Source organism: Paenibacillus sp. EKM10P (assembly GCF_011800655.1).
In the GTDB taxonomy this organism is placed as follows: Bacteria; Bacillota; Bacilli; order Paenibacillales; family Paenibacillaceae; genus Paenibacillus; species Paenibacillus polymyxa.
Genome location: NZ_JAALET010000017.1, coordinates 37440 through 62466, shown reverse-complemented (window position 1 = coordinate 62466; position 25027 = coordinate 37440). Strand labels below are relative to the sequence as shown.

General features: G+C 47.2%; 23 protein-coding genes and 1 riboswitch. Of the genes, 13 read left to right on the top strand and 10 right to left on the bottom strand.

Annotated elements, in window-relative coordinates; all coding sequences use genetic code 11:
- Window positions 1-202 precede the first annotated feature (202 nt).
- Window positions 203-1294, top strand: a complete 1092-nt coding sequence (locus HFE01_RS24225; protein ID WP_167438715.1) for a hypothetical protein — start codon at window positions 203-205, stop codon at window positions 1292-1294.
- A 150-nt stretch (window positions 1295-1444) separates the two neighbouring features.
- On the opposite strand, the gene HFE01_RS24220 is transcribed toward HFE01_RS24225, so the two are convergent.
- The 3 genes from HFE01_RS24220 to HFE01_RS24210 form a co-directional block, all read right to left on the bottom strand.
- On the bottom strand, window positions 1445-2506 hold the full coding sequence (locus HFE01_RS24220) for an EAL domain-containing protein (protein WP_167438716.1): 1062 nt from the start codon (window positions 2504-2506) through the stop codon (window positions 1445-1447).
- Window positions 2507-2780: 274 nt separating this feature from the next.
- Entirely contained in the window at window positions 2781-4883 is a 2103-nt protein-coding gene (locus HFE01_RS24215; protein ID WP_167438717.1) for a bifunctional 2',3'-cyclic-nucleotide 2'-phosphodiesterase/3'-nucleotidase, read from the bottom strand.
- Window positions 4884-5102: 219 nt separating this feature from the next.
- The gene (locus HFE01_RS24210; protein ID WP_167438718.1) at window positions 5103-5537 is read right to left on the bottom strand and encodes a pyridoxamine 5'-phosphate oxidase family protein; all 435 of its coding nucleotides are present in this window, start codon (window positions 5535-5537) and stop codon (window positions 5103-5105) included.
- Window positions 5538-5806: 269 nt separating this feature from the next.
- Window positions 5807-5916, top strand: a riboswitch (TPP riboswitch).
- A 195-nt stretch (window positions 5917-6111) separates the two neighbouring features.
- Here HFE01_RS24210 and HFE01_RS24205 point away from each other — a divergent pair.
- The 5 genes from HFE01_RS24205 to HFE01_RS24185 all read left to right on the top strand — a co-directional run bounded on the left by HFE01_RS24205 (window position 6112) and on the right by HFE01_RS24185 (window position 10285).
- Window positions 6112-7155 (top strand): ABC transporter substrate-binding protein, encoded by a 1044-nt coding sequence (locus HFE01_RS24205; protein ID WP_167438719.1) that lies wholly within the window; start codon window positions 6112-6114, stop codon window positions 7153-7155.
- 226 nt (window positions 7156-7381) lie between these two features.
- Window positions 7382-7675: an MTH1187 family thiamine-binding protein gene (locus tag HFE01_RS24200; RefSeq protein ID WP_013369080.1), complete on the top strand. Its 294-nt coding sequence runs from the start codon at window positions 7382-7384 to the stop codon at window positions 7673-7675.
- The gene (locus HFE01_RS24195) at window positions 7672-8448 is read left to right on the top strand and encodes an ABC transporter permease (RefSeq protein WP_167438720.1); all 777 of its coding nucleotides are present in this window, start codon (window positions 7672-7674) and stop codon (window positions 8446-8448) included. Before HFE01_RS24200 ends, HFE01_RS24195 begins: the two co-directional genes overlap by 4 nt.
- Window positions 8449-8493: 45 nt before the next feature.
- The gene (locus HFE01_RS24190) at window positions 8494-9447 is read left to right on the top strand and encodes an ABC transporter ATP-binding protein (protein ID WP_167438721.1); all 954 of its coding nucleotides are present in this window, start codon (window positions 8494-8496) and stop codon (window positions 9445-9447) included.
- Window positions 9440-10285 (top strand): TatD family hydrolase, encoded by an 846-nt coding sequence (locus HFE01_RS24185; RefSeq protein ID WP_167438722.1) that lies wholly within the window; start codon window positions 9440-9442, stop codon window positions 10283-10285. The genes HFE01_RS24190 and HFE01_RS24185 overlap by 8 nt, the downstream gene beginning before the upstream one ends.
- Before the next feature lie 176 nt (window positions 10286-10461).
- Here the strand turns inward: HFE01_RS24185 and nfsA are convergent, their stop codons facing one another.
- Window positions 10462-11205 (bottom strand): oxygen-insensitive NADPH nitroreductase, encoded by a 744-nt coding sequence (nfsA, locus tag HFE01_RS24180; RefSeq protein ID WP_013369076.1) that lies wholly within the window; start codon window positions 11203-11205, stop codon window positions 10462-10464.
- Between the two features lie 50 nt (window positions 11206-11255).
- On the opposite strand from nfsA, the gene HFE01_RS27115 reads away from it, so the two are divergent.
- Entirely contained in the window at window positions 11256-11528 is a 273-nt protein-coding gene (locus HFE01_RS27115) for a hypothetical protein (protein ID WP_207714830.1), read from the top strand.
- On the opposite strand, the gene HFE01_RS24175 is transcribed toward HFE01_RS27115, so the two are convergent.
- From HFE01_RS24175 to HFE01_RS24160, 4 genes are all read right to left on the bottom strand, one after another.
- Window positions 11493-13949 carry a heavy metal translocating P-type ATPase gene (locus tag HFE01_RS24175; RefSeq protein ID WP_167438723.1) on the bottom strand — a complete coding sequence of 819 codons (2457 nt, stop codon included), beginning with the start codon at window positions 13947-13949 and terminating at the stop codon, window positions 11493-11495. The genes HFE01_RS27115 and HFE01_RS24175 overlap by 36 nt on opposite strands.
- A 117-nt stretch (window positions 13950-14066) precedes the next feature.
- Window positions 14067-14267, bottom strand: a complete 201-nt coding sequence (locus HFE01_RS24170) for a copper ion binding protein (protein WP_016818841.1) — start codon at window positions 14265-14267, stop codon at window positions 14067-14069.
- A gap of 55 nt (window positions 14268-14322) precedes the next feature.
- Window positions 14323-14673, bottom strand: a complete 351-nt coding sequence (locus HFE01_RS24165; RefSeq protein ID WP_017427194.1) for a metal-sensitive transcriptional regulator — start codon at window positions 14671-14673, stop codon at window positions 14323-14325.
- A gap of 113 nt (window positions 14674-14786) precedes the next feature.
- Window positions 14787-16016: a multidrug effflux MFS transporter gene (locus tag HFE01_RS24160; protein WP_107735153.1), complete on the bottom strand. Its 1230-nt coding sequence runs from the start codon at window positions 16014-16016 to the stop codon at window positions 14787-14789.
- Window positions 16017-16218: 202 nt separating this feature from the next.
- On the opposite strand from HFE01_RS24160, the gene HFE01_RS24155 reads away from it, so the two are divergent.
- The 5 genes from HFE01_RS24155 (at window position 16219) to HFE01_RS24135 (ending at window position 23196) form a co-directional block, all read left to right on the top strand.
- Window positions 16219-16812 (top strand): DUF5317 domain-containing protein, encoded by a 594-nt coding sequence (locus HFE01_RS24155; RefSeq protein ID WP_017427192.1) that lies wholly within the window; start codon window positions 16219-16221, stop codon window positions 16810-16812.
- A gap of 283 nt (window positions 16813-17095) precedes the next feature.
- Entirely contained in the window at window positions 17096-18946 is a 1851-nt protein-coding gene (locus tag HFE01_RS24150) for a bifunctional diguanylate cyclase/phosphohydrolase (RefSeq protein WP_107735152.1), read from the top strand.
- Between the two features lie 296 nt (window positions 18947-19242).
- The gene (locus HFE01_RS24145; RefSeq protein ID WP_243208249.1) at window positions 19243-20919 is read left to right on the top strand and encodes a copper resistance CopC/CopD family protein; all 1677 of its coding nucleotides are present in this window, start codon (window positions 19243-19245) and stop codon (window positions 20917-20919) included.
- 31 nt (window positions 20920-20950) lie between these two features.
- Complete coding sequence (locus HFE01_RS24140) at window positions 20951-21700, top strand: YcnI family copper-binding membrane protein (protein WP_044787792.1); 750 nt, start codon at window positions 20951-20953, stop codon at window positions 21698-21700.
- A gap of 248 nt (window positions 21701-21948) precedes the next feature.
- On the top strand, window positions 21949-23196 hold the full coding sequence (locus HFE01_RS24135; RefSeq protein ID WP_107735150.1) for a stalk domain-containing protein: 1248 nt from the start codon (window positions 21949-21951) through the stop codon (window positions 23194-23196).
- Between the two features lie 69 nt (window positions 23197-23265).
- Here the strand turns inward: HFE01_RS24135 and HFE01_RS24130 are convergent, their stop codons facing one another.
- Window positions 23266-23676 (bottom strand): winged helix-turn-helix transcriptional regulator, encoded by a 411-nt coding sequence (locus HFE01_RS24130; RefSeq protein WP_016818850.1) that lies wholly within the window; start codon window positions 23674-23676, stop codon window positions 23266-23268.
- 184 nt (window positions 23677-23860) lie between these two features.
- Between HFE01_RS24130 and HFE01_RS24125 the strand changes: the two genes are divergently transcribed.
- A complete protein-coding gene (locus HFE01_RS24125; RefSeq protein ID WP_016818851.1) occupies window positions 23861-24535 on the top strand; it encodes an NAD(P)H-dependent oxidoreductase in 675 nt (224 codons plus the stop codon).
- 99 nt (window positions 24536-24634) lie between these two features.
- Here HFE01_RS24125 and HFE01_RS24120 read toward each other — a convergent pair whose 3' ends face one another.
- Entirely contained in the window at window positions 24635-25015 is a 381-nt protein-coding gene (locus tag HFE01_RS24120; RefSeq protein ID WP_016818852.1) for a TIGR02328 family protein, read from the bottom strand.
- Window positions 25016-25027 lie beyond the last annotated feature (12 nt).

The following is a 25027-nucleotide window of genomic DNA, read 5'->3' as shown; positions in this document are numbered from 1 at the left end:
CGAATCGTCGGTGTAGGAAAATGAGGGACTTGTAAACTTGCTTAGGTACACAAGCAGAGCTGCTATAGCTTACGATATATTTTTTAATTTATTTTTTTGAAAAACAGGTTGTATACATGGACTTGGCGTTACCTATATTTATGAACTACCCATATACTTGAACCAAAAGCGGTGCCATTCTTGAATTTAGGGAGGAATTGATATGAACCTTCGACCCAAGGAGCCAAAGGATTTGATTGTGGAGTCAGCTGTGATCCCGCCCAACATCCATGTGGATGTGGAGTCAGCCACGGAGGGGGGAACACGCCGCCTGATGCTTAGTGATAACCCGGAGACGCTTACCCACGTGACGGTACCTACCGAGCAAGCCACTTTGTGGCATGATGTGGTTCGCACCACCACCCAGACAGTCAAGCACCGGATTTTCGGCTGGCATTATAACAAAATCGACAGCCCTGTTAAACTGGGCATCACCATAGAGAATAAAAGCACGGCCCGCCTGGAAGTACGCCATATTGAACGTGCCCTGGAGATTGTACCTGAGGATGGCAACTGGATTATTGATGTTGGGCAGTCTATTGCCAAAAGCTGTTTGGCGGGTACGATGAAACGTCTGAAGCCAGTAGACCGTCACAAATTCGGCAGAGGCACCGCCTTGCTGGAGGAATTTGAGCTACCCGAAGGATCACTGGCCGGATTCGTCTATGACCTCACGGTAGAATATGCCGAAGGCCACGGTACGCTGGACTATGTGATTCGCACCGTAGTCAGCAAAGATACGCAGACTGATCTGCGCGAGATTCATGAGGATGCGCTCCCTCCTGTACCCCCGCCACAGGCGCATCCACGGGGCGTATGGTCCTTTTCTGAAACAAATGCGCGTATGCCGGAGTATGTAGTAGGGCAAAGCACCAACTACCGAGCATGTGCCACTAAGAAGCTGAACGGCGAAACTCCTGCAGATCTTCTGTTTACAGGGGAACGCAGCGAGCTGGGGCCTGCGCTTGATAATCGCGGACAATTCGGAACAATATATAACGCAACCATTCCTATCGTTAATCACAGTAGTGAGGTACGTACCGTACGAATCTACGCTAATCCACGTGGAGGTGCATTCGCCGGGTCTGTACGCGTAGATGGTCATGTATACGGTATTCCCTTGCTACAAGATAATACCAAGGTATGCCGACTGACTGACATCCGCGTCCCGCCTGGCCAGTCGAGCTATTCTCTTAGCTTCATGGTTGCAGGTAGCGCGACTACTCCGCTGGGTTTATACGTGATCACACTATAATCGTAATATCATTAGATGGACACATGGGTCGCCTCAATAGTGCAAAGAATATAATTAAGATGTAATTGTTCTAAAAATATCAAATAACCCGGTGACCATAGATCGTCGGGTTATTTGTGTCGATTTCTTTATAGAATATGCTATTTCAGATTACACTACTCTACTAAGTATAAAATTGGATGGTGGAGTAGGCTCCGGCTTACCAAATAAATAACCCTGAGCTAGCGACACACCTGCATCACGACAAAATTCAAAATCCTCCATTTGCTCTACACCTTCAGCCAACACCTGACCACCAAAACGAAAAGCGGATTCCACTATCCCAGTAATTTGGCGTTTTTGATCACTGTTACTGTGACAGCCATCAATTATACTGCGGTCAATTTTAACATAATCGGGCTGGAGGCAATTCATAAGCTCTGTCGTAGAATAGCCTGCCCCTACATCGTCCAGTGCCACCGAAACTCCCCGTGTACGATATTGTTCAAAGATTTGATGCAAAAAATTCAGGTCGTCTATTTCTTCCGTCTCTACGACCTCAAACACAAAATCCTCCGTATTCATGGATAACCGATCAATTGTCTCAAAGGTGTGATTCAAGCAATAAGTCGGATTATAGATAGTTGAAGGGAGAAAGTTAATAAATCGTTTAATTCCCGTCGGAAGGCATGTCGCACTTTTTTCAATGGCGGAAATACGAGCCGAGCGATCCAAATGAGCATGCAAGCCAGCTTCACGAGCAACTTCAAACAATCGGAAAGGCTGAAAAGACTTATCGGGCTGTGATGGACGCAGCAAAAACTCAAAGCCGATGATATTCAGCTTGTAGTCAACAATAGGCTGCATATGGCTGGTAAAGTTTTGATTCTTAATAATACTCACCAGATCCGGATGTTGCAGTCGAGCTTGCAATTGACTAAATAAAAGCCAGTCCTCAAATCCCTCAACATGTTGCAAACCAGTCACCACAACTTGCATTCGGTCCAAGCACTCCTGCGGCAGACGAGCCAGTCCGTTAACTAGCTGTTCCAACTGTGAACGGCTGTCGTAGCGAAACACGATGTTATCCTCACACCAATATTCTGGTTTCATTTGTTCCGATAGCATACCCAAGCCCTCTAATGCTGGAGTAAGCGACACCCTAGAATGCCTAATTTTCAGCAATCCTTGATCCTTAATAGGTAATATGATGCTGCAATTGCTGCAAGTCATAATGGTCCTCCTCGGAACAATTTCCCGGTTTTTTCACCATTATATCACAAACAATTAGAACAAAAGTACTATATAATTACGTGTTTTGACAAAAAATAAGCTTATTCCGAACAACAACTTAGGACTTAAGTACATATTCGACAAAAACAAAGCCTTTTTTACACTCATAATAAACACGGTACTGTTGTATTGGGCATCAAAAAAAGCAGCAAATCTCTTATTTAAAGAGACTTACTGCTTCATTCTGTTATGGAGTGGAGACTAAAATCCCAAGTTACTTGGACGCCTTTGGCTTCGTTGTTTTAGCCGGTTTTGCAGCCGCAGGTTTAGTCGTTTTGACAGCTGGCTTCGCGGTTGCTTTCGCAGGTGCCGCAGCTTCCTTCACAGAGGTCGTTGCTGCACTAGGCTTAGCGCCAGCTTTCAAGCTGTATTTGGCAAACCCGTCTGCCGCGTTGCTCAAGTATGAAATTTGTTGATTTCCGTCCAGCACGTCTTTGGCATCAGGAGAGGACTCAAAGGTAACCTTGGCCTGACCAAAAGGAGCAATTGACCAGTTGCCGTCCGCTGACGGGTTAATCGTTCCGTTCGTACGGATATAATCAACAACGACTTGGCGACTTTCATCCGGTGCTGCCATCACAATTCGTTTGCCATCTGGGTTAGCCAGTTTGGAGGAGGAAGCACGATAGTTATTGGTCGCAACAATAAATTTCTGTGCAGGATCAATAGCCTTCCCATTGTATTGCAGATCCTTGATACGATGGGCTGAAGAATCAATAATAGCTCCCTTGGCATCATATCGTGCAGGCTGAGTTACATCAATCTGGTAATTCACACCGTCAATCACATCAAAATTGTAGGTTGGAAAATCTTTGTTGATCAATGATTGTTCCTCTGTTTTGCTAGGATCAATGCGGTTGAACTGACCCGCAGACCACTCTAGCCACTCCTGAATTTCAGCACCAGTAACTTCTACAGCATGAACCGTGTTCGGGTACACATACAGATCGGACACGTTTTTAATCGCTATTGTACCTTCAGGAATGTTGGTATAATACTCGGCACCGTTGCGACCACCGGCTTTGAATGGAGCGCCTGCCGATAATACGGGGAGATTTTCATATTCGGTTCCTTTAAGATGGTTTTGAACATACCATTTCTGTGCATTTGTCACAATTTGAATGGACGGGTCATCCTGTACTAATGCAAAATAGCTGGTAATCGGTGCAGTCGTTGTTCCGACAGGTTGACGAACATAATCCAGCGTTCCTTGATGCTCTTCTTTGATCGCATCAATCAGTTTAAATTCAGGAGTAAACTGCACAGACTGATTGGTAGTACTCACAACTGGACGCACTTGAGACTGAGAGTTGATTACGTTCCACTCGTCTTTCTTCTTTTCTAGGCTCAGGTCAATAATCCCCAGATCCTTACCCCATGAAGAAGCTTCCACGGCCGGCACGCCATTAATGGTTCCTCTATCCAGATCTACACCCTTCATATCTTTAAAATCAGGGCCAGGGAAAGATTTATGAGCATGCCCAAACAGAATCGCGTTAATTCCGTCCACCTGGCTCAAATACTTAACGGCATTCTCCATCATTGGTGTTTGCGGCACATCCTCATAGCCTGTATGTGCAAGCACAACAATAATGTCAGCACCTTCTGTTTTCATTTGTGGAATAAACTTTTTGGCTGTTTCCACGATATCCTTTGTAACGACCTTATCCTTCAAATTAGCTTCATCCCACTGCATAATTTGAGGTGTTACTAGACCGATGACACCCACTCTGAGTGTATGCTCTTCGCCTTTCTCATCTGTTACTGTTTTATCAAGAATCTGATAAGGGGTAAAATAATTTTTAGTAGCTTGACCCCCTTTATCAACATAAACGTTCGCATTTACGTAAGGAAAATCAGCACCCTTGAGCGATTTGTCCAGAAAGTCGAGACCGTAGTTAAATTCGTGGTTGCCGACAGTAGCCGCATCATAGCCCATCAAGTTCATCATCTTATAGACCGGATGAACACCGCCTTCTTTCTCAAAGGTTTTGTTGCGGGCCATATAATCGTCTAATGGATTGCCCTGCAGCAAATCACCGTTATCGAACAGCATGCTGTTTCTTGTTTCACTACGCGCTTGTTGGATCAAGCTTGCTGTCCTAATCAAGCCATATTCGTTGGTTTCTTTGTCCGAATAATAATCATAATTCATGAGCGCTCCATGAATATCCGTTGTCTCCATGATCCGCAAATTCACCGTAGCGCTATCGCGAGAATTGCTAGCTGCCCAGGATGGAGCGGCTGAAAACACCAGTAGGCTACAAGCTACAACTGCTGCTGTAAACCCTTTAAACCAATTTTTACGAAATAACAAAATATACCCCTCCTCATTAAGGTGTATGCCTCATATACATACTTTTGCACATATATGTAAGCTTTGAACCCACCATTCCTATTTTAATCCAACGCCAGACAAAAGAGTAGTCATTTGCTTAAAATATTTATGAAAAAATAATTATTTTGCGTATAAAAAAAAGCCAATAAATCTCCTGAAAAAGTTGGAAATTTACTGGCTTGTCCGTTTATATTGTTTCTATTTCGTCCACACCTGGCGCTCCGTTTGTTGACTCACGTACTCAATACGAGTCGGATTGACGTCTAAGATGACATAATCGGGATCATCTGGTCCGGAAAACCATTTTTTCAGAGAATCATTCCACACTTGTTTGCGTAACCCCTCATCAGCTGTAATCTGGACGGTAGCCTCCACTTCCAAGACTTCCTTCGTGCCACCCACTTCATAGCCCAGCAGCAGATAAGCATTCGGATTGTCCTTTAGCTCATCCACTTTATGTGTTTTGCGATCCGTCGCCAGATGAATGTTCATTCCATCGTTAAAAAGGGCCATATAGCGTACTTTCGGTTTTCCGCCCTCAACCGTACCTAACGAGCAAAATTTGTTGTTATCCAAAGCCTTCACAATGGCTTGTTCCAGCTGACTGCGATCCAGTGTCTCCGTTTTACCCACAGTACAACAACTCCTTTTTACGAATTAGAATTCTATAGGGCTATGCCACTTGGCACCAGCTCTCCTAAACATACAGTGTAGCTGTTCTGAAAATAACATGACCGAAACAGATCTGAATGATTCATGTCCATTTTCAGATCAAAGCTCACAGTAAAAGTGTACCCTGTCGTTCGACAAATGAACCGTGAGCACTCCCTCAAGGCTGGACAGACCTGCTTTCAAGGCATATAATCGTCGTAGTAAACCCGAATAAACGAACCCATTAAACCATACAATGCCAGGGGTGCTGGAATCGGCCGGCTGAGAGTGTGTCCCAAGACACTGACCCTTACAACCTGATCTGGGTAATGCCAGCGTAGGAATGCTTAAGCAAGATGTGCCTTTTATTAAAACAGGACATCCCTTACTTTGGTATATACAAGCGCAAGCGTCCCGGAATCTCGGGACGCTTTTTTTGTTGAAGATAAAGTTGTTGGAAAGATTGCTTCCGGCAGATGTGATTTTTGTGAAAATGGGGAATATAAACTGTCTGATTGGACGGATAACGGGTAATTAAAAAGGAGAGAACACAACGATGAAGCGCATGAAAATGTTAAGCCTGGGTCTGATCAGTCTGTGGCTCATGGCTATGACTCTGACCGCTTGCGGCGGCAATCCCCCTACATCTCAAAAGGAGGTTCCTGCTGCCGACACTTCAACGTCTACCTCGGCAAAGGGGCTCAAAGATGTTAAAGTCGTGCTCGACTGGACACCCAATACGAATCACACGGGACTCTATGTCGCCAAGGACAAAGGATTTTACGAAAAAGCAGGCTTGAATGTCCAAATTGTTCAACCAGGTTCAGGCGGAGCCGACCAAATGGTTGCTTCGAATGCTGCACCTTTTGGTATCAGCTATCAAGAAGGCGTCACTCAGGCTCGTATCCAAGGCGTACCGCTCGTATCCATCGCTGCGGTGATTCAGCATAACACCTCTGGCTTCGCAGCCCCGGTAGACCGCGAAATTAAAAGCCCGAAAGACTTCGAGGGTAAAAGCTACGGCGGCTGGGGTTCTCCTGTAGAAGAAGCGGTCATGAAATCCATCATGGATTCAGACCAAGGTGATGTGAGCAAAGTGAAAATCGTCAATATGGGCAATGCAGACTATTTTACAGCCGTGAAGCGGGATATTGACTTTGCCTGGATTTTCTACGCATGGACCGGGATTGAGGCCGAGCTTCGAGGCGAGCCCTTGGATATGCTGTATGTAAAAGATTATTCCAAAAGTCTCGATTACTATACACCTGTAATTGTGAGCAATGAACAGACGATAAAAAACGATCCTGACCTAGTCAAAGCGTTCATGGACGCTACTGCACAAGGCTATGAATACACTATCGCCCATCCAGAAGAAGCGGCGAATATCTTAACTAAAGCTGTGCCAGAGCTGGACAAAAAACTGGTACTTGCTAGCCAAAAATGGCTAAGCCCGCGTTATCAGGACGATGCCACGCAATGGGGTTTACAAAAAGCAGAGGTATGGCAAAACTACTCGGATTGGATGTATGAACGCAAGCTGCTCAGCAAACCTTTGGAAGTCGATAAGGCCTTCACAAACGACTTCTTGCCCAAGCGTTGATCATTTTGTTAAAACGCTAAATAAGACTGGACTAGAGAAGTGAACGAAGCGCAAATACGCGCTTTGTGTGTAAAAATGCCACACAACCTATCAAAAAACTAAAGTGCTTTTAAGGCGGTTGGTAGCGGAGCGGTTCATTTGAATCTGGAGAAGCGAAGCGGTCTCCCCGCCTTAAACCAATTTATTTTCCTAATAATTTGAACAAAAAAGGACAGGTGAAATTCACATGGCTAATACACTGCTCAGCATTCAAGTAATCCCTAAAACTCCTAATAACGAAGACTCTTATCCATATGTAGACAAGGCGATTGAGGTCATCCAGCGTTCCGGTGTCAAACATCAGGTGAATCCATTGGACACTACAATGGAGGGCGAATTGGACGAATTGCTGAAAGTCGTCAAAGACATGCATGAGGCCTTGACGGAAGCTGGCAGTCCCAGCGTCATTTCACAGATCAAAATTGCACATAACCCACAGGGCATCAGCATGAACAAGCTGACCGAGAAGTATCGCCCATGAATCCGAAAGGCAAGAACGCATCCTGGTGGAAAAGCGTATGGCCGCCCCTTGTGGCGGTCCTCTTCTTTTTAGCGGCTTGGCAGGGAGCGGTTTACTATTTACATATTGAATCCTGGCTGCTGCCAGCTCCATCCCTAATCGTACAAGAGGGCATGGCGCAATCGGCGTTGCTTGGCACCCATACATGGGCTACGGTTCGCCTGACGCTTGCGGGATTTGCTATAGGGACAGCAACGGGACTGCTGATCGCCATCGTTCTTCATACGATTCCTTTTCTCAAATCTGCTCTATACCCGCTCTTGATCCTTAGCCAAAACATTCCGATTATCGCCCTCGGTCCGTTGCTCATGGTATGGTTCGGTTTTGGCGTGCTGCCCAAGCTTATGGTCATTACATTAGTATGCTTTTTTCCCGTGGCTGTAGCAGCCATGGACGGGCTGACACGGACAGACCGTATGATGATGAACTACATGCGGATGTCGGGTGCAAGCCGCAGGGCTATTTTTCTAAAACTAGAGCTGCCACACTCCCTGCCACAAGTCTTCTCTGGCATTAAAATCGCTGCTACCTACAGTGTGATGGGCGCGATTATTGCCGAATGGATTGGGGCCAGTGAAGGAATTGGATATTATATGTTGCTGCAAAAGTCTGCCTATCGTACGGATCTCATTTTTGCCGCTATCGGTATTATTGTTGCACTCAGCTTGCTGATGTTTGTCGTTATTTTACTACTGGAGAAATGGTTGGTTCGCTGGAAACCTGATCAAGAATAACATCCACATATTGCATTAAAGCATCAATGAAAGGACGTGGCATATATGAGTCTGCATCCGACTGACTTGACATCACCACCCGTCGCTGATGAACAGCAACAAGCCGGAGAACTGCAGGTAATGACGCCTGCCCCTCCTGCTTTGGAATTGGACGGGATCAGCCTCGCCTTCCGGGAAAAGCGAAGCTCACTGCCTGTACTACAGGATGTATCCCTTACCGTTAAGCCAGGCGAATTTGTCTCCCTCATTGGTCCGTCAGGCAGTGGCAAAAGTACGCTGTTTCACATCATCGGCGGGCTGCTCAAGCCGCAGCAGGGACGTATTCGTATGCATGGACAGGACGTGACTGGTGAACGCGGTCATATTAGCTATATGCCGCAGCAGCCCGCCCTTTTCCCGTGGCGCACCACGCTGGACAACATACTGCTCGGGCAGGAAAACGCACCGCGAAAGGATGCAGCAGCAGAGTCCCGATACGTCAGCGAACGTGAACGGCGCAAAGAAGCCTTGCAATGGCTTGAGCAGGTTGGGCTGGGCAAGTTCGCAAAGGCGTATCCGCATACGCTATCTGGTGGCATGCAGCAACGTGCGGCCTTTCTCCGCGCCCTGCTTAGCCCGCAGGAATTAATGCTGCTGGATGAGCCGTTCAGCGCACTCGATGCGCTGACACGTGCAGACATGCAGCAATGGTTATTGCGGATGTGGGAGAAGAACCGCCGCTCTGTGCTGTTCATTACCCACAGCATTGAAGAAGCTCTGTTGCTCTCCGACCGCATTTATGTGCTATCGGCACGACCTGCTTCAGTGATGCATGTCGTAGACGTTCCTTTTCCTCGCCCGCGTAGGGAAGAAATCACCCTCGATCCACGCTTTATGGAATGGAAGCGGACCATGACTGGCTGGATGCGTGAGGAAAAGCACAAACTGGACGGCGATATGGACACCGCTGAAAGTGTCCGTAAAAACACCTCTGACGGCGGGGTAAACCATTATGAATGATTGGAATGTGCACTCTGCATTGAGATTGAACGCGACAGCAACTGTTCCCTTAATCGACGCACACATTCATGTAGACAGCTACCCACCTGAACAACAGGAGCTATTGCTCGCTTCGCTTGTCGACAACCATGTAGAAGCCATCGTAGCTGTGTCCATGCATCTCGCCTCCAGTCAAGCCAACTTGCGCCTGGCTGAGCGTTGGCCCAGGCTAGTACGTCCAGCCTTCGGCTTTCATCCAGAACAGGCTCTGCCATCACAAGCCGAGCTTGACCTGTTGTTCCACTGGATGGACGAACATGTACAGCAGATGGTCGCGGTGGGTGAAGTCGGCTTGCCCTATTACAATCGGCTGGAAGCCTCACGCAGCGGAGATGCTTTTGACCTCGCTCCCTACATAGTGCTACTGGAGCGTTTTATCCAGTTTGCAAGCAAGCATAGCAAGCCCATCGTGTTGCACGCCGTTTATGAAGATGCAGACATTGCCTGCGACCTATTGGAACGTCACGGCGTTACGCAAGCGCATTTTCACTGGTTCAAGGGCTCTGCCACCACGACCGAACGTATGGCCCGTAATGGCTATTATGTGTCCTTCACACCGGATCTCCTGTACGAAGAAGAAATCCGCAGTTTGGCAAGACAGTATCCGTCTAATCAGATCATGGCAGAGACAGACGGCCCATGGCCGTTCGAGGGTCCTTTTACCGGACAGCAGACACATCCACGGATGACTGCTGAGGTCATTCGCGCCTATAGCAAGCTGACCCGTCAAGATGAAGCTACTGTCCGTCAATTATTTTATGATAATACGAGCCGCTTCTACTCCCTGTCTAATTCATAAAGGCATATCAGCTATTTACTAAAAGGCGCACAACCATAACTTGTAGTCAAAGCAAAGAACCTCCTTATATACGCGAAACTTTATCATGCGTAATTAAGGAGGTTCTTGTAATTTTACATACACGTGTTGCTCAAATGCGGCTCATCCATTGCAACGTTTTTTGACGTTGCTCCACTTTATTGCTTCAAGAAACCCTTCTGTTCCAAAAATGGCTTCAACTGCAAACGCGCTGGCTCGGTCAATCTCGTCGCCATTTGCTCAGACCAAGGTGTAGAGCGTTGACCGCCCGTACGTTCCTTCAGATATTCAGCTGATGTATGGTCGTATACCTCTACAGCTTTCATCGTCTGATTTTTATCGTAACCATTCATATGCAAAACACCGGACAGTGGAAGTCGTGGACGCAAGCCCGTTTCCTGATCCGGTACACCAATGCACATACCGAACACTGGATATACCAGCTCTGGTAACCCTAACAACTCGGATACCTCTGCTATTTTAGTACGAATGCCCCCGATGTAAACGATGCCCAAGCCGAGTGATTCAGCGGCCACCGCTGCATTTTGTGCAGCTAACGCGGCATCAATGGTTGCAACCGTATAATTTTCGACGGACCCTTCGTAGGAAGGCTGGCCTGGCTGATGATGAATCGTCACCTGCTTCAAACGATACAGGTCTGCGCACCATACCAGAAATGTAGGGCATTGCTCAACATAAGCCTGCCCTCCTGCCAACTCGGCCAGTTTTGTTTTTAAGGAAGGCTCGGTAACGGCAATAACGGTATATGCCTGCACATTGCTGGACGAGGATGCCATTTGGCCAGCTGCCACAATAGCTGCGAGCTGCTCGTCGGTAATGGGGTCTGACTTGAATTTTCGCACAGACCGATGGTTCATCAACAAGGAAATCGTATCATTCATGACGGCTTCACTCCTAATCCATAATATAAGCTCTTTATCTGCTTCAAGCTGTGAGTACACGAAAAGGTTCTTGCATACTTGCATGGCACTCCTACAAATATTATGAAACTTTCGCCAATGATAAGCAACCTGACGCGATGAAAGATGGCACCATGGATTACACAAATGAAAAACTTAGCAAAAAAGCAAGTACGCACAAAGCTAAAATTGTGCGTACTTGCTCTAATTACAAAATGATCTCGCTACAAATGTCCATCAACATGCGTCTGCCTAATACATCAAAACATTTACAGCTTCACGCGCTGGAGACGCAGCGCATTTAGTACGACTGAAACAGAGCTGAATGCCATGGCGGCACCCGCCAACCATGGAGCAAGAAAGCCCAAAGCAGCAATCGGAATGCCGATCACGTTATAACCGAGCGCCCAGAACAGATTTTGCCGTATGTTTGTCATGGTCCGCCGGCTCATTTCGATCGCGTCCGGAATGCTATTTAGGTTACCACGCATGAGCGTAATATCGGCAGCCTCCATGGCCACATCCGTACCCGTGCCCATTGCCATCCCTATATGAGCTGTAGCCAGCGCCGGCGCATCGTTAATACCGTCTCCGACCATGGCTACGATCTTGCCCTGTTCCTGAAGTCGTTTTACCTCTTCGGCCTTTCCTTCAGGCAACACTTCCGCCAGCACCCGTTCAATTCCCGCCTGGGCGGCAACGGCCCGCGCCGTCCTTTCATTGTCACCCGTAATCATGATGACTTCAATGTTCATCGCCCGCAGACGGGCAACAGCTTCTCGTGACGTTTCTTTAATTGTATCCGCGACGGCCACTAATCCGGCATAGGAACCATCCACAGCGACAAGCATCGCCGTTTTCCCTGCGCCTTCCAGTTCATTCATTTGCTGCTCGGTTGAGTCATCAATCGCGATGCCTTCCCTGCTCATTAACCGGCGTGTGCCCACCAATACCTGCTTGCCTTCCACAGAGGCCTTCACACCATAACCCGGAATATTTTCAAAATCCGTCGGGCTCACTAGCTCAATACCTCGATCAGCAATCCCTTTTACAATAGCTTCTGCCAGCGGATGCTCCGAGCTTTTTTCTGCCGCACCGAGCAGTCGCAGCAAATCCGTTTCAGCCAGGCTGCTTGCGCCAACCATAACATCCGTTAGCTCCGGCTTGCCGTTCGTAACCGTACCTGTCTTATCCAAAATCACTGCGTTGACGGAACGGGTCATTTCCAAATGCTCGCCGCCCTTGAACAAAATACCGTACTCAGCGGCACGTCCCGATCCAGCCATAATGGACGTTGGGGTAGCCAATCCGAGCGCACAAGGACAAGCAATGACGAGAACTGCAATCATTTTCTCCAATGATCCTGCAAAATCAGACGGTGTCACAAGGAAAAACCAGACGAGAAACGTCATCACGGCAATAGCAACTACGATGGGAACAAAGATACCCGAGATTTGATCCGCAATCCGCTGAATCGGGGCCTTGGAGTTTTGCGCATCTTCCACGACCTTAATAATACGGGCCAACGCCGTATCACCACCCACACGCTCAGCCTGGATACGAAGTACTCCGTTTTTATTGAGCGTGGCTCCTGTGACTGGGGAACCCTCTCCTTTTTCAACCGGAAGACTCTCGCCACTTAACATGGATTCATCCACTGCCGAACGCCCATCCACGACTACACCATCGACGGGAATTTTCTCTCCTGGACGCACAATAAAGATATCCTTTACACGCACCTGTTCAATCGGTATATCCAGCTCTTGTGCGTCACGTACCACACGTGCTGTTGTCGCCTGTAGGTTCATCAAGCTCTTGATCGCCTCAGACGAACGTCCTTTGGCTACCGCTTCGAACCATTTACCGACCAGAATAAGCGTAATGAGTACCGCGCTTGTCTCGTAATACAGCTCTGGCATGGTCATGACAGGCATTCCCGCCATTCCCTCCATGACATCAGACGGACGCAGAGTAAGGTACAAGCTGTAAAAATAAGCCGCAGACGTACCCAGTGCAACTAACACATCCATATTCGAACTACCGTTGCGAAGCGCTTTATACGCGCCCACATAAAACTGCCATCCAATGATGAACTGAATGGGTGTTGTCAGTACAAGTTGAAACCATGGATTCAAGAACAGTTCCGGTACATAAATCCATGAGGTAAAGGAAAAATGAGCCACCATCGCCCACAATAATGGAAGCGACAGTACTGCCGATATTATCCACTTCCATTTTTTACGTTGGATATCCTTACTGCGAACATCCGCAATATTGTCCTCAGCGCTCTGCGGAATCGCTCCGTAGCCCAGCTGTTCAATCTTGCTTACCAGATCACTAACCGTAGTACTCCCAGCAGCATATTCCACATGGGCTGTTTCCATCGCCAAATTAACCGTAGCACTTGTTACGCCTGGTATTCGGTTTAATCCTTTTTCAATTCGAGCTGCACAGGCTGCGCAAGTCATGCCCGTCACATTCAAATTGGCTTCTTCACTCACAGTTCCAAAACCAAGAGAAGCAATTTTATCGCGGAATTCAGGGATTTCCACCTGCTTGGGGTCATAGGATATAGACGCCTGCTCCAATGCCAAATTCACATTAGCCTGCGCCACTCCGTCTATTCGGTTTAAACCTTTTTCAATACGGCTTGCGCAGGCTGCGCAGGACATCCCCGTAATATGAAGTGTTGTATGCTTATCACCGTCGGTCGCACGGTTTTCCATGGTAGTCCTCCTTCTACATACCCCAGTGGGGTATATTGTGTTCAAAAAGAAAAAGCTCCTTACAAGGAAGCTTCTTCTTCGAACAAATCTGTTCACGCATCATACAGCATCTTAATCTTAAACAACATCATAGCCTTGGTCTTCAATGGCTGTTTTCAGCGCTTCAACACTCAGCTTGGATTCGTCATATTCTACACTTACTTGTTTCGTTTCGAGGTTGACCTTGCCAGTAGCGCCTACTTTTTCCAAAGCTCCTTCTACGGCTTTCACGCAATGATTGCAGCTCATGCCTTCTACGTTCAATGTAACTTGTGCCATTTTCGTTTCCTCCTCAAGGGTACGTCCATACCCATAATGTGTATATCTGCTACTTTTAACGGATTAGCTTCTTAACCGTAATTAGTAGCTCATCAATCACTTCCTGTTCTCCTGCCTGCATGCGCTCAATGACACAGCTTTTCATATGCCCTTCCAGCAGTAGCTTGCCGACACCATTCAGTGCCGACTGAACAGCCGCAATCTGGTTCAGCACATCGTCACAGTAAGTGTCCTTCTCAATCAAGCCCTTAATCCCGCGTACCTGCCCTTCAATACGGTTTAACCGGGATACAAGGCTGTTCTTGAATTCCGCCGAATGATGACTTTTTCTAACTGTCTTCTCCCCATCTGTTCCACAATGAGTCCCGTGGACTTCAGTGTGGGAAACAGGTTGCTCCTCAGCCATACATCAGCCTCCTGTGTGGTGTAATGCACTCATGCATTTAATATAATCCCATCATAATATACCCCCGTGGGGTATGTCAACATTCCTGAAAAATGTCACCATTTTGCCTTGTTTCACACTTTTGAGCGTGCTTCCTTGGCAAGTACAACAAAGCTTAACAGCGCACCAAGCTCAGCTATAGCAATAACAACCGCCATCGGTACGGGGGTTGTTCCACTACCCAAGCCTACCAACGGTGAAGCGATGGAGCCCAGCAATAGAGGCAGCAAGCCAAGCATGGCGGACGCACTGCCTGCGGAACGCTGCTGACTCTGCATGGCCAGTGAAGTCGTCGTTGTACTCACAATACCTACGCAGGATACGACAAAAAACATCGGAATTAATACAGCTAACAATTGGCCTCCGGTAAAAGCTACGGTAAGCAAGCTGATCCCGGCTACAGCCGCAATTATCAGACCTGACAAGAGCAATTGTCGTTCGCTAAATCGACCCACGAGTCTACCCGTCAACTGGGAAAACAGTACAATCCCCAAACCATTCACCGCAAAAATGATGCTATACATCTGGGGAGAAACCCCGAAAATATCCTGAAGCACGAAAGGCGAGCCAGCGATGTACGCAAACATCGCCCCTGTAATCAGTGCCTGCGAGAGGGCATAACCCATAAAGCGCCGATCTGCAAATAGATGACCGAGTGTTCCTAGCGTCTGCTTCAAGCCACCGGATGAACGACGGTTCGTTGGCAACGTTTCTGGAAGACCCAATCCAACGGCAATTAGCATGGCCACACCAACTACACACAGCACCATGAAAACACCGCGCCAGGAAACAAAATTCAAAATGACTCCGCCCAGCACAGGTGCAGCAATGGGAGCCACACCATTCACCAGCATGAGCAGTGAGAAAAAGCGTGTCAATTCTTTGCCCGAGTACAGATCACGGGCCACTGCTCTGGAAATCACGATCCCCGCCGATCCCGTAAGCCCTTGAATAAAGCGAAGCGCAATGAGCACAGCGATATTTGGAGCAAACACACATAACAGCGATGCCGCGGCGTACAGAATAAGCGAAATCACCAGCGGTCCTCTGCGACCCCTCACATCGCTAAGCGGACCAGCAACGATCTGACCAACGGCCAGTCCCAACAGACAGGCTGTCAAACTAAGCTGTGCCAGCGAAGTAGTCGTATGCAAATTGTCGGCTAATGTAGGCAGTGACGGCAAATACATATCTATGGACAATGGTCCGAAGGCACTTAATGCACCCAGAACAAAGGCAATCCATAATATTCGTGATTTGGTCATATCTGCGGCAACCATTACCGTATTGGATAACCGATTCATGATAATAATCATCCTTTTCACTAAAATATAAATAATGACTTCAATATATTATGATATCATTCATTTCGTCTGGCTTCGAATAATTACACGCTAATCCGCGATTTTTTTTCAAAATTGCTATAAATCAGGCAGGAATTTACCAATTTCAGGTCGAATTACACGGTAACCAAAACAAAAAAATTGTAGAATTTGGAGAATGATAATGGTCTATGATGGAGTGCTGCTGGGTCTCATTGTAGGCCTGTTTAGAGGAGGCTGGCGGCAAGGTCTGATCCGTTTCAGTCATATTCGCCTTATAGCCGGTTGGATGTTCCCCCTGCTGCTGGTGGTTCAATTCATTATTTTTTATGCTCAGGAAAAGTGGGCTTGGCTGGCAGCCATTAATGGGTATCTATTTATGGGAGTCTACGTGGTCGGATTGATATTTCTCTGGTTGAACAGACATCATAAGGGATTCAAGCTTATTTTAATCGGCGTGTTGATGAATTTTATCGTTATGGCAGTGAATGGCGGCAGGATGCCGGTCTCGCTGAGCGCTTCTGAAGTACTGGGTCCCTATTATACAGATATGCTTAAATCCGGCAGTGTCATCTCGAAACATTACATGATGGATGCGAGCACACGTTTATCATTGCTTGGTGACATCATTCCCCTTTCCAAGCCCTATCCCCGCACGCAGGTGATTAGTATTGGAGATGTCGTCATGAACTTCGGGATGTTCCTGTTTATCCAAAATGTGATGGTCGTAAAAAGAAATAAGGATAATCAACAAGAAACCAACCCCCACCATGCCTAGTTCAGAGCTTATTCCAAGGAAGGGAGGGAACCGTATGAAAAACTTGAAATACTCCCGTGTGATTATCAATGCTATTATCGTTGCTTCTGTCGTAATCGCTTTGACTTCCGGTTACAAAATTGGAGGCTAGTCACCGATAAAGAAAAAAAGGAAGCACAGGCTCAACAAAACAGGCTGGATTCCGGCCTGTTTTTTCATGTGAAATTTTCGATTACAAAATTGTAAATTATCCCATTCACCCCTGGTAGCTTTGACATCAAGATACGACAAGGCAGGAGAAAAAATGATGAGTATATTAAAAAAGCTGCAAGAACGGGTTACCACGACGGGAATATACGTATTTTTCATGTGTATGGTAGGCCTGATCGTTCTCTTGTATACGAACCATTGGTCCTTTTTGCACTATTCGACGACAGAGTGGGTCACGATCTATTCCCTGTTGGGAGCAGTTCTGATTCTGGAGCATTTTACATTCCAGTTGCCACCAGCCAGTAACAAGCAGTCCATGGATTCCTCCGTGTACCTCGCTTGTATTTTTGTGCATGGCACTGAAATTGCCATTTTGATTTTGCTGTTCAATGTGATCATTGCTGCGTTTCGGCATACAGAACTGTCCTGGTGGAAACATGCCGTCAATTTTTCCATTTACGCACTTTCCATTTTCCTGTCGTCAACCGTGTTCGAACTAAGCGGCGGAACGCAGGGAGCCTTGAACGAGGACCATTTTGCTTCCTACCTGCTCGCATTGATCTGCTACTTTACGGTAAACACAATCACCTTGGGCATCTACTTCTATATCGCATATAAAGGGTCGTTCAATGAGCTCAAACAGGCTTTTTTGGCAGAATCCCTGCTTGTATACTTATGTACACTCATCCTGTCTTTGGTCTTGACCACGCTGATTTATTACAACGGCATTTTAGGACTTTTGCTGTTCTTGGGGCTAAGCATGCTCTTATCCCACGCGTTCAAGCAAATGTTCACGATGTATCGTGAGATTGAAGAAAAAGCCAACACGGATCGCAGAACAGGGCTGTACAATCACAGCTACTTTGAAAATACACTTGAAGCTGAACTAAATACATCCAGATCGCAGAATACTCCCCTAAGTTTGGCGCTGATTGATATTGATGATTTCAAAAAATACAATGATCATTTCGGTCATCTCAAGGGCGATCAGCTACTGGGGTTTCTCGGTGAGTTTCTCAAAAAAGAAACGTTCGGTACTCATATTACCGTATCCCGCTATGGTGGAGAAGAATTCACTTTGCTTATGCCCGATCATACTGTTGAACAAGCTTATGAAAAGGTCAATGCTATCCGAAAAAGACTGAATGATTCCCGTTACGAGGGAGTTGAAATTTTCCCACACGGGTGTCTGTCCTTCTCCGCAGGCATTGCACAAAGCCGCATTGACATCTACGACAAATCACAGCTGGTCGATCTAGCGGATAAAGCACTGTACTATGCCAAGAAACAGGGCAAAAATATCGTTCATACACACGGCAGTCTAAATGAAGTGGAACGTGAGGTCGATCTCGGACAGGATATTCGTGATCTGGAGCAGCAGCTTAATCTATTCTTGTACAAGGATATTAACACCTTCAAGCATTCCAAACGTGTATTCAGATATGCAGCGGACATGAGCGATGTGCTTCAGCTCGGTCCGAAGGATAAGCGGCGTTTTTTACTGGGAGCTCTCATTCACGACATTGGCAAACTGGAAATACCCTGGAATATTCTTAATAAAAAAGAGAAGCTGTCTAGCGAGGAATGGCGGATGGTACAAGCTCATGTCATGTGGGGCAAACGTATTGTCGAAGCCAATGAACGATTCATAGATTTAGTTCCTTTTGTGGAGCTGCATCATGAACGTTATGACGGGGGAGGCTATCCGTTTGGCTTTAAGGGCGAGCAAATCCCAAGGCTGTGTCGGATGCTGACGATCATCGACTCTTTTGACGCGATGACAACAGAACGTCCCTATCAACCGACCAAAACATTCGAGGAGGCCATCGAAGAATTGCGTACTTGTTCGGGGAGCCAATTCGATCCCGATCTAACGGCTATTTTTATCCAATATATTCAACATAAGCAACCTGCTTTCACGCAGTCTATAGAAGCAGGCATCTAATGTCTCATACACTATTCCACTTTATCCCTACTGTGAAAGAAATCCAGGCGATTTCTTTCACAGTAGGGACTTTTCATAAGAGCGGCATTTTGCATCATACTCATTATTTCAAATTTCATATAAATGTCATAATTCGCTCCATCTATTCACGCTATATGCACTATGATTAAGATAGGAATTGGTTTGTCCGTATAAAATGCTACAAATGAGGATATCCTCGCTTCAAGTAATCGAGAGAAGGTGACTTCACAGGCATGTTGTACCTGTCCAGACCAGCCCGTGTGGCTTGTCTTTTATTGCTGTGTCTCCCTCTTCTGCTCCTGTTTCCTCATTCATCGTGGGCTCATGCATTTGTCGTTGAATCCAGCCCGACCGAAAATCAGGTTTTGGACAAGTCCCCTTCTCAGGTGACTATCACTTTCAACGAAGATTTGCAGTCTGCCTTCATGTCCATCAAAGTGACTGATGAAACAGGCAAGCGGGTCGACACAGGAAAAGCACAGCTCAATCGAGAGCACCCATCCACCATGGAGATCCAATTGATTCCAGGGGTGAAGAATGGAATTTACACCATCACTTGGAGAGCTTTGTCCGCAGATGGACACCCAGTCAATGGAGTGATTCCATTTCAAGTAGGTAGCGGTTCCAATGCGTATACCGATCAAGCTCCCCCTTCTGAAAGCTCTGGGACATCACGAATCGACTTAATTGCTGTCCGTTGGCTCCTTTACATAGGGTTATCGCTGCTGTTTGGAGCGATTTGTTTCCGACTGTTCCTCTTACCGAGCATAAACCGATCCAAGAATCGCAGTGAACAGCAGACGCTTAGTCATCGACCCTCTGACACATTACCCCGTTGGACTAAGCTGCTCTGGAGCGGCTACGGCATAACGTCTGCTGTCATTTTAATTAGCCTACCGCTTCAGGCGTCTTGGGATGCCGGAGTTTCCATCGGGGAGGGCTTCTCACTCCCTATTCTGGGAGAAGCTCTTCAATTTACGGGAGCAGGGCAAATCTGGTTTATCCAGATGATTCTCGTGCTGCTTCTAAGCGTAACGCTAATTTATGCGATCGATCCCAGCATTTCTGATCGCCAGCGCCGTGTTTGGGGCTACAGCTCCGTTTTACTCACGCTGAGCCTCATGCTGTCCAAGGCCTTTGTCGGGCATCCGGCAGCAGCCACCCATCCGGCTCCAGCCATTGTGGCAGATTTCGTCCATCTTGCAGCGTCAGCTTTTTGGATCGGATCACTTGCCGTCATGGTGGTGTGCCTGCCTGTTGCCGGATTGGAGCTCCCTGTATCCGTGCAGGCAACTCTGCGACAAACGGTCCTGCGCCGCTTCGCTGGCTGGGGCATGGCTATGGTGGCGGCGCTACTCGCCACTGGTATCTATGGAGCGGTGCTGTACATTCCAGCTCCCTCCATGCTGCTGAACACATCCTATGGACTCGTTCTGCTTGGTAAAGCAGCGCTACTGCTAGTGATGCTGGTCTTCGCAGCCAGCCAGTTTCGCAGCGCTCGGCAAGCGGCGGCGAGCAAGCGAGCCGCCGGAGGATTGCGTACCGAGCTGTCCGTCGGTCTGCTCGTGATGCTACTGGCAGCGGTGCTCACTCACCTGTCACCTGGCCAGGCACCTGCTGTACCGTTTGAGGAGACTCGCACTACTGGCGAATACAGCGTTACACTGGCAGTCAGCCCTAATGCTGTGGGCAGCAATGAATTTAAGGTAGCCATTCAGGATAGCAAGGGTGCCGCCGTTTCAGGAATCCAGCAGGTCACATTAACGCTTATCCCAGCTAATCCTGACCAAGATCAACAGGAATTTGTCTTGCCCGTGAAGCAGCAACAGCCTTTCCGCAGTCAGGAATTGATAACCTCCGAAGGAACATGGGCAGTAAAAGTACATGCTCTGACAGCATCACTCGATGCGGTTGATGCTGAATTCACTCTGCAAGTAGACGGTAAAAAATAATTATTTTATTCTTAAAAGGAGCGAAATAAATATGAATACAACGATTCAAACAGCAAAATCCAGGTTGTCCAGGTTAGCAACTTCCATGGGGTTAATTGCGGCTGGTGCCTTGCTTTTTGCAGGTATGGCCAGTGCGCATGTGACGGTCAAGCCTTCTGTTTCACAACCTAATGCGTGGGAAACGTACACGTTGAAAGTGCCTGTGGAAAAAAACATTCCAACCACTAAAGTGGCCTTGAAAATTCCCAAAGAGGTCGTTTTCAAACAATACGAGCCTGTACCGGAATGGAAGGTAGCCACCGAAAAAGACAGCTCTGGCAAAATAACTACCGTCACCTGGACGTCCGAAAAAGACGGAATCCAAGCGGGTCAGTACCAACGCTTCAGCTTTGTAGCACAAAATGCAGATCAGAATACTGCAGCAGCCTGGGACGCCTTCCAATATTACAGTGACGGAAGTATTGTGGAATGGACAGGCGATGAAGGAAGTAACAATCCTCATTCCATTACTACAATCACGGCGGATGCCACACCGGAAACTCCTGCTCCTGCCGCAGACAGCGGACATGATTCGGCAGGCACCGCAGAGGGTCATGCAAGCACAGATACGGCTAAAGATAGCAGCAGCACCGCACCTACCTCGGACAATGCTGCTGAGGCTGCCCCTGCTGCTTCTGCTCCAGCAAGCTCTGCTGCACAAACCACAGCATTTGTCCTCTCGATCATTGCAGTCGTTCTTGGTGCCGTAGCTGTCGGCATTGCACTCAAACGCCGCAAATAATCTGGGTTACAATAAAATATAAAACTGTTTTAAAAAGAAAAGGCTGACACCGTTTTAAAAGGTGTCAGCTTTTTTTATATGAAAAATAACGATGTTTTTCTTATACTATTCAGCTTAAATACATACTCAGATTTATCTCATCCTATCATTTCACATTCACCTATCTATCATTTTTTTGGTAAAATGGTAGAAACCTCACGATTCTAACATGATAGCATTGCAATCTATTGAGCATAGGAGATCATAGGATGAAAATCGTAAATAAGGCTTTGTTATCTAGCGTTATCCTTCTGAGTACCGCAGCGGGCATCTATAGCCCCATGGCACAAGCGGAGTCGAGTAAGATCAGCATCATGCTGGACGGATATCCATTGCCGTTCCCTGTACAGCCTGCCATGATGGACGGCACGACGATGGTTCCCTTTCGCGCTATTTCTGAGGCTCTGGGCATTACAGTGAAATGGGATCAAGCCAGCCAAAGCATCACCGCTACCAAAACGCAAGGCAGTGCAACCAAGCAGGTAGTTCTCAAAATGGGGAGCCGCAATGCCACAGTAGACGGACAAACCGTTCAACTAACAGCCGCACCGCAAACCGTGCGCGGCAGCACGATGATTCCGCTGGGCTTTTTCGGACAACAGTTTGGAGCCACAGTCAACTGGAATCAGGGAACACGGACAGTCTCTATTACATCGCCACGTGAAGCTATGTATACTGTAGGCTTCTATGCGCTGTCTTCCTTTGACCAAAAATCCAAAATACCAAATTTTAATGCCGTTGCCTTCGGCTGGAGCCGAATTGATACGAACGGACAATTCACAACGACTGGCAAAGAATATAAATGGCCACAAGCTGCCGGAGCTGTAACGCCTGAGTCTATTTTACAGGAGGCAGATAGCCAGGGGACTTCCCCTTACCTGATGGTTTATTCTGTAGACGGTAATCATGAGCTAACCAAGGTTTTGGAAAATACGCAGCTTCAAGAACAGACCATTTCCCAAATCGTCAGCACTGCCACCGATAAGCAGTTCAAGGGCATTACGTTAGATCTTGAAGGATTAGGCTGGAGCGGCGATAAGGCCAAAGCTCGTTCTGATTACAACGCTTTTATTAAAAAGTTATCGGCCAAAGCGCATCAAGCGGGACTCAAGCTCACCGTCGTTCTGCATCCGCTGAATAGCTCTTACACTGGTTATGATTACAAGACGCTGGGTAATCTGGCGGACGATCTGATCATCATGGCCTATGATTACGGACAAAAATCTACGCCTGAGCCATTGGATAAAGTGGACGAAGCCATAAAACTGGCGTTGAAGGAAACCTCGCGGGATAAGCTCATTTTGGGAATTTCAATGGGTAGCGAAAAAGACAGCACCGTTAACGCCAAGATCGGTTTAGCCAAACGTTATGACCTCAAAGGAATCGCTATCTGGCGTCTGGGCATCATCGGAGAAACAGCCTGGGCACAGATGAACGAAGCCATCGAGTTTAAATAAGATTATATTTTATAAAGATATCCCGTTCTTATTCCGCCCGCTAATGATTCTCATGCGTCTGCTATGAAATCATCGGTGGGCTTTTTTCATGTCTATTTTAGCAAAATGCTTGCCTGACTTGGAAGTTGTCGCCACAGGCTCGCAACCCTGTTCTCCGTAGAAGACACCCCAGTCTCTCATAAAATCCAGCAACGGTCTTAACGTATCTCCCAACGGGGTAAGCGAGTACTCCACACGCGGTGGGTTCTCGTTATAAATTTCACGGTGCACAATGCCATCACGCTCCAATTCGCGCAACTGCAAGGTTAGCATCCGCTGTGTAATATTAGGGAGGGTCCGTCGAATTTCATTATAGCGCCGTGGTCCTGTGGTCAAATGATACAAGATGACCCCCTTCCATTTGCCGCCTATAATCCCAACAGTTGTCGCGACAGGACACCCAAAATTAACGCTAACTGTATGTTCCATCTCCTGTGCCATGTATTCCCCTTCTTTCTACAGGTTGTAGACTAATAGCCCCAGACCTACAAGGTACAAATATGTGCGTACTTGTTCCCGCAAAAAACTTTCTATATGATGACTATATATTCGATATCAACTCTCATTATAGTAGCAGAAAACCAATGGAGCACCAACTAAACCCAAATCTAAAGGAGTACATTTCATGTCCAATACATCAGCTAAAAAACAGGAAATTCTGGATGCCTTTCTATTCAGACATGCCACGAAAGAATTCGACCCTAATCGCATCATACCGGAGGAGGATTTTCAATTCATTCTCGAAACTGGACGACTTTCCCCAAGCTCCGTAGGATTTGAACCTTGGCAGTTTGTAGTCGTACAAAATCAGGCATTGAGAGAAAAACTGGCTGCGGTTTCCAGTGGTGGTCAAAAGCAGATCCCAGCGGCCAGCCATGTCGTTTTGATTTTGGCACGTAAGGATGTCCGTTATGATTCACCTTACGTGGAGTACATGTATAAAGAGGTGAAGGGTATGTCTGACGAAGACTTCGCCTCCCTACCAGGCCGCTATAAGATTTTCCAAGGTGAAAACCAACGCCTGCTGGAAAACGAACGCACGTTATTCGACTGGGCCTCCAAGCAAACTTATATTGCCTTAGGTAATATGATGACAGCGGCAGCTCAGATCGGCATTGATTCCTGCCCGATTGAAGGCTTTAACTATGATCAGGTGCATGCCATTTTGGAGGAAGAAGGCCTGCTGGAGGACGGGCTGCTGGATATTTCAGTCATCGCTGCCTTCGGTTATCGTGCTCATGAACCCAAGCGGGAAAAATCCAGGCAACCACTGGAGAAAGTTACACGTTGGGTTCTGTAGCCTGCGACTCATACCCTTCCAAACCTAGGACATTAAAGCATCTAAAAAGCGGGCTTGCGGCGCTTCATCTGAATGATGAACACACCGCAGCCCGCTTTTTTAGATCACTTCAATCTCTATTAAAATTCCTTTGGAAGCCAGGTTATCCAGGCACTCCTTCATATATTCGTCATCATGCTCCACATATGCGTCCGCGCCTGCCAGTTCCTCGCCTAGCTCCGCTTCCCAAGGTTCACACTGCTTACCACGATACAATGGCTGTTCCCATAGTGGATCAACATTGTATCCTCTGCTTTTCATTTCGTCCATAATGAGCTTATGATAGCGTACCAGCAGCATGGGGTGATAGTCGAACACATAATTCACTGTGGCGTGTGGCTTTCCCCACCCGTTCCCCCGCAGGGCACAACACTCACGATGTTGTCCCAACAGTTGGGGACGGGGGAGCTTGCCAATCAATTGTTCATGCCAAAGCCTCATGCTTCCACAACC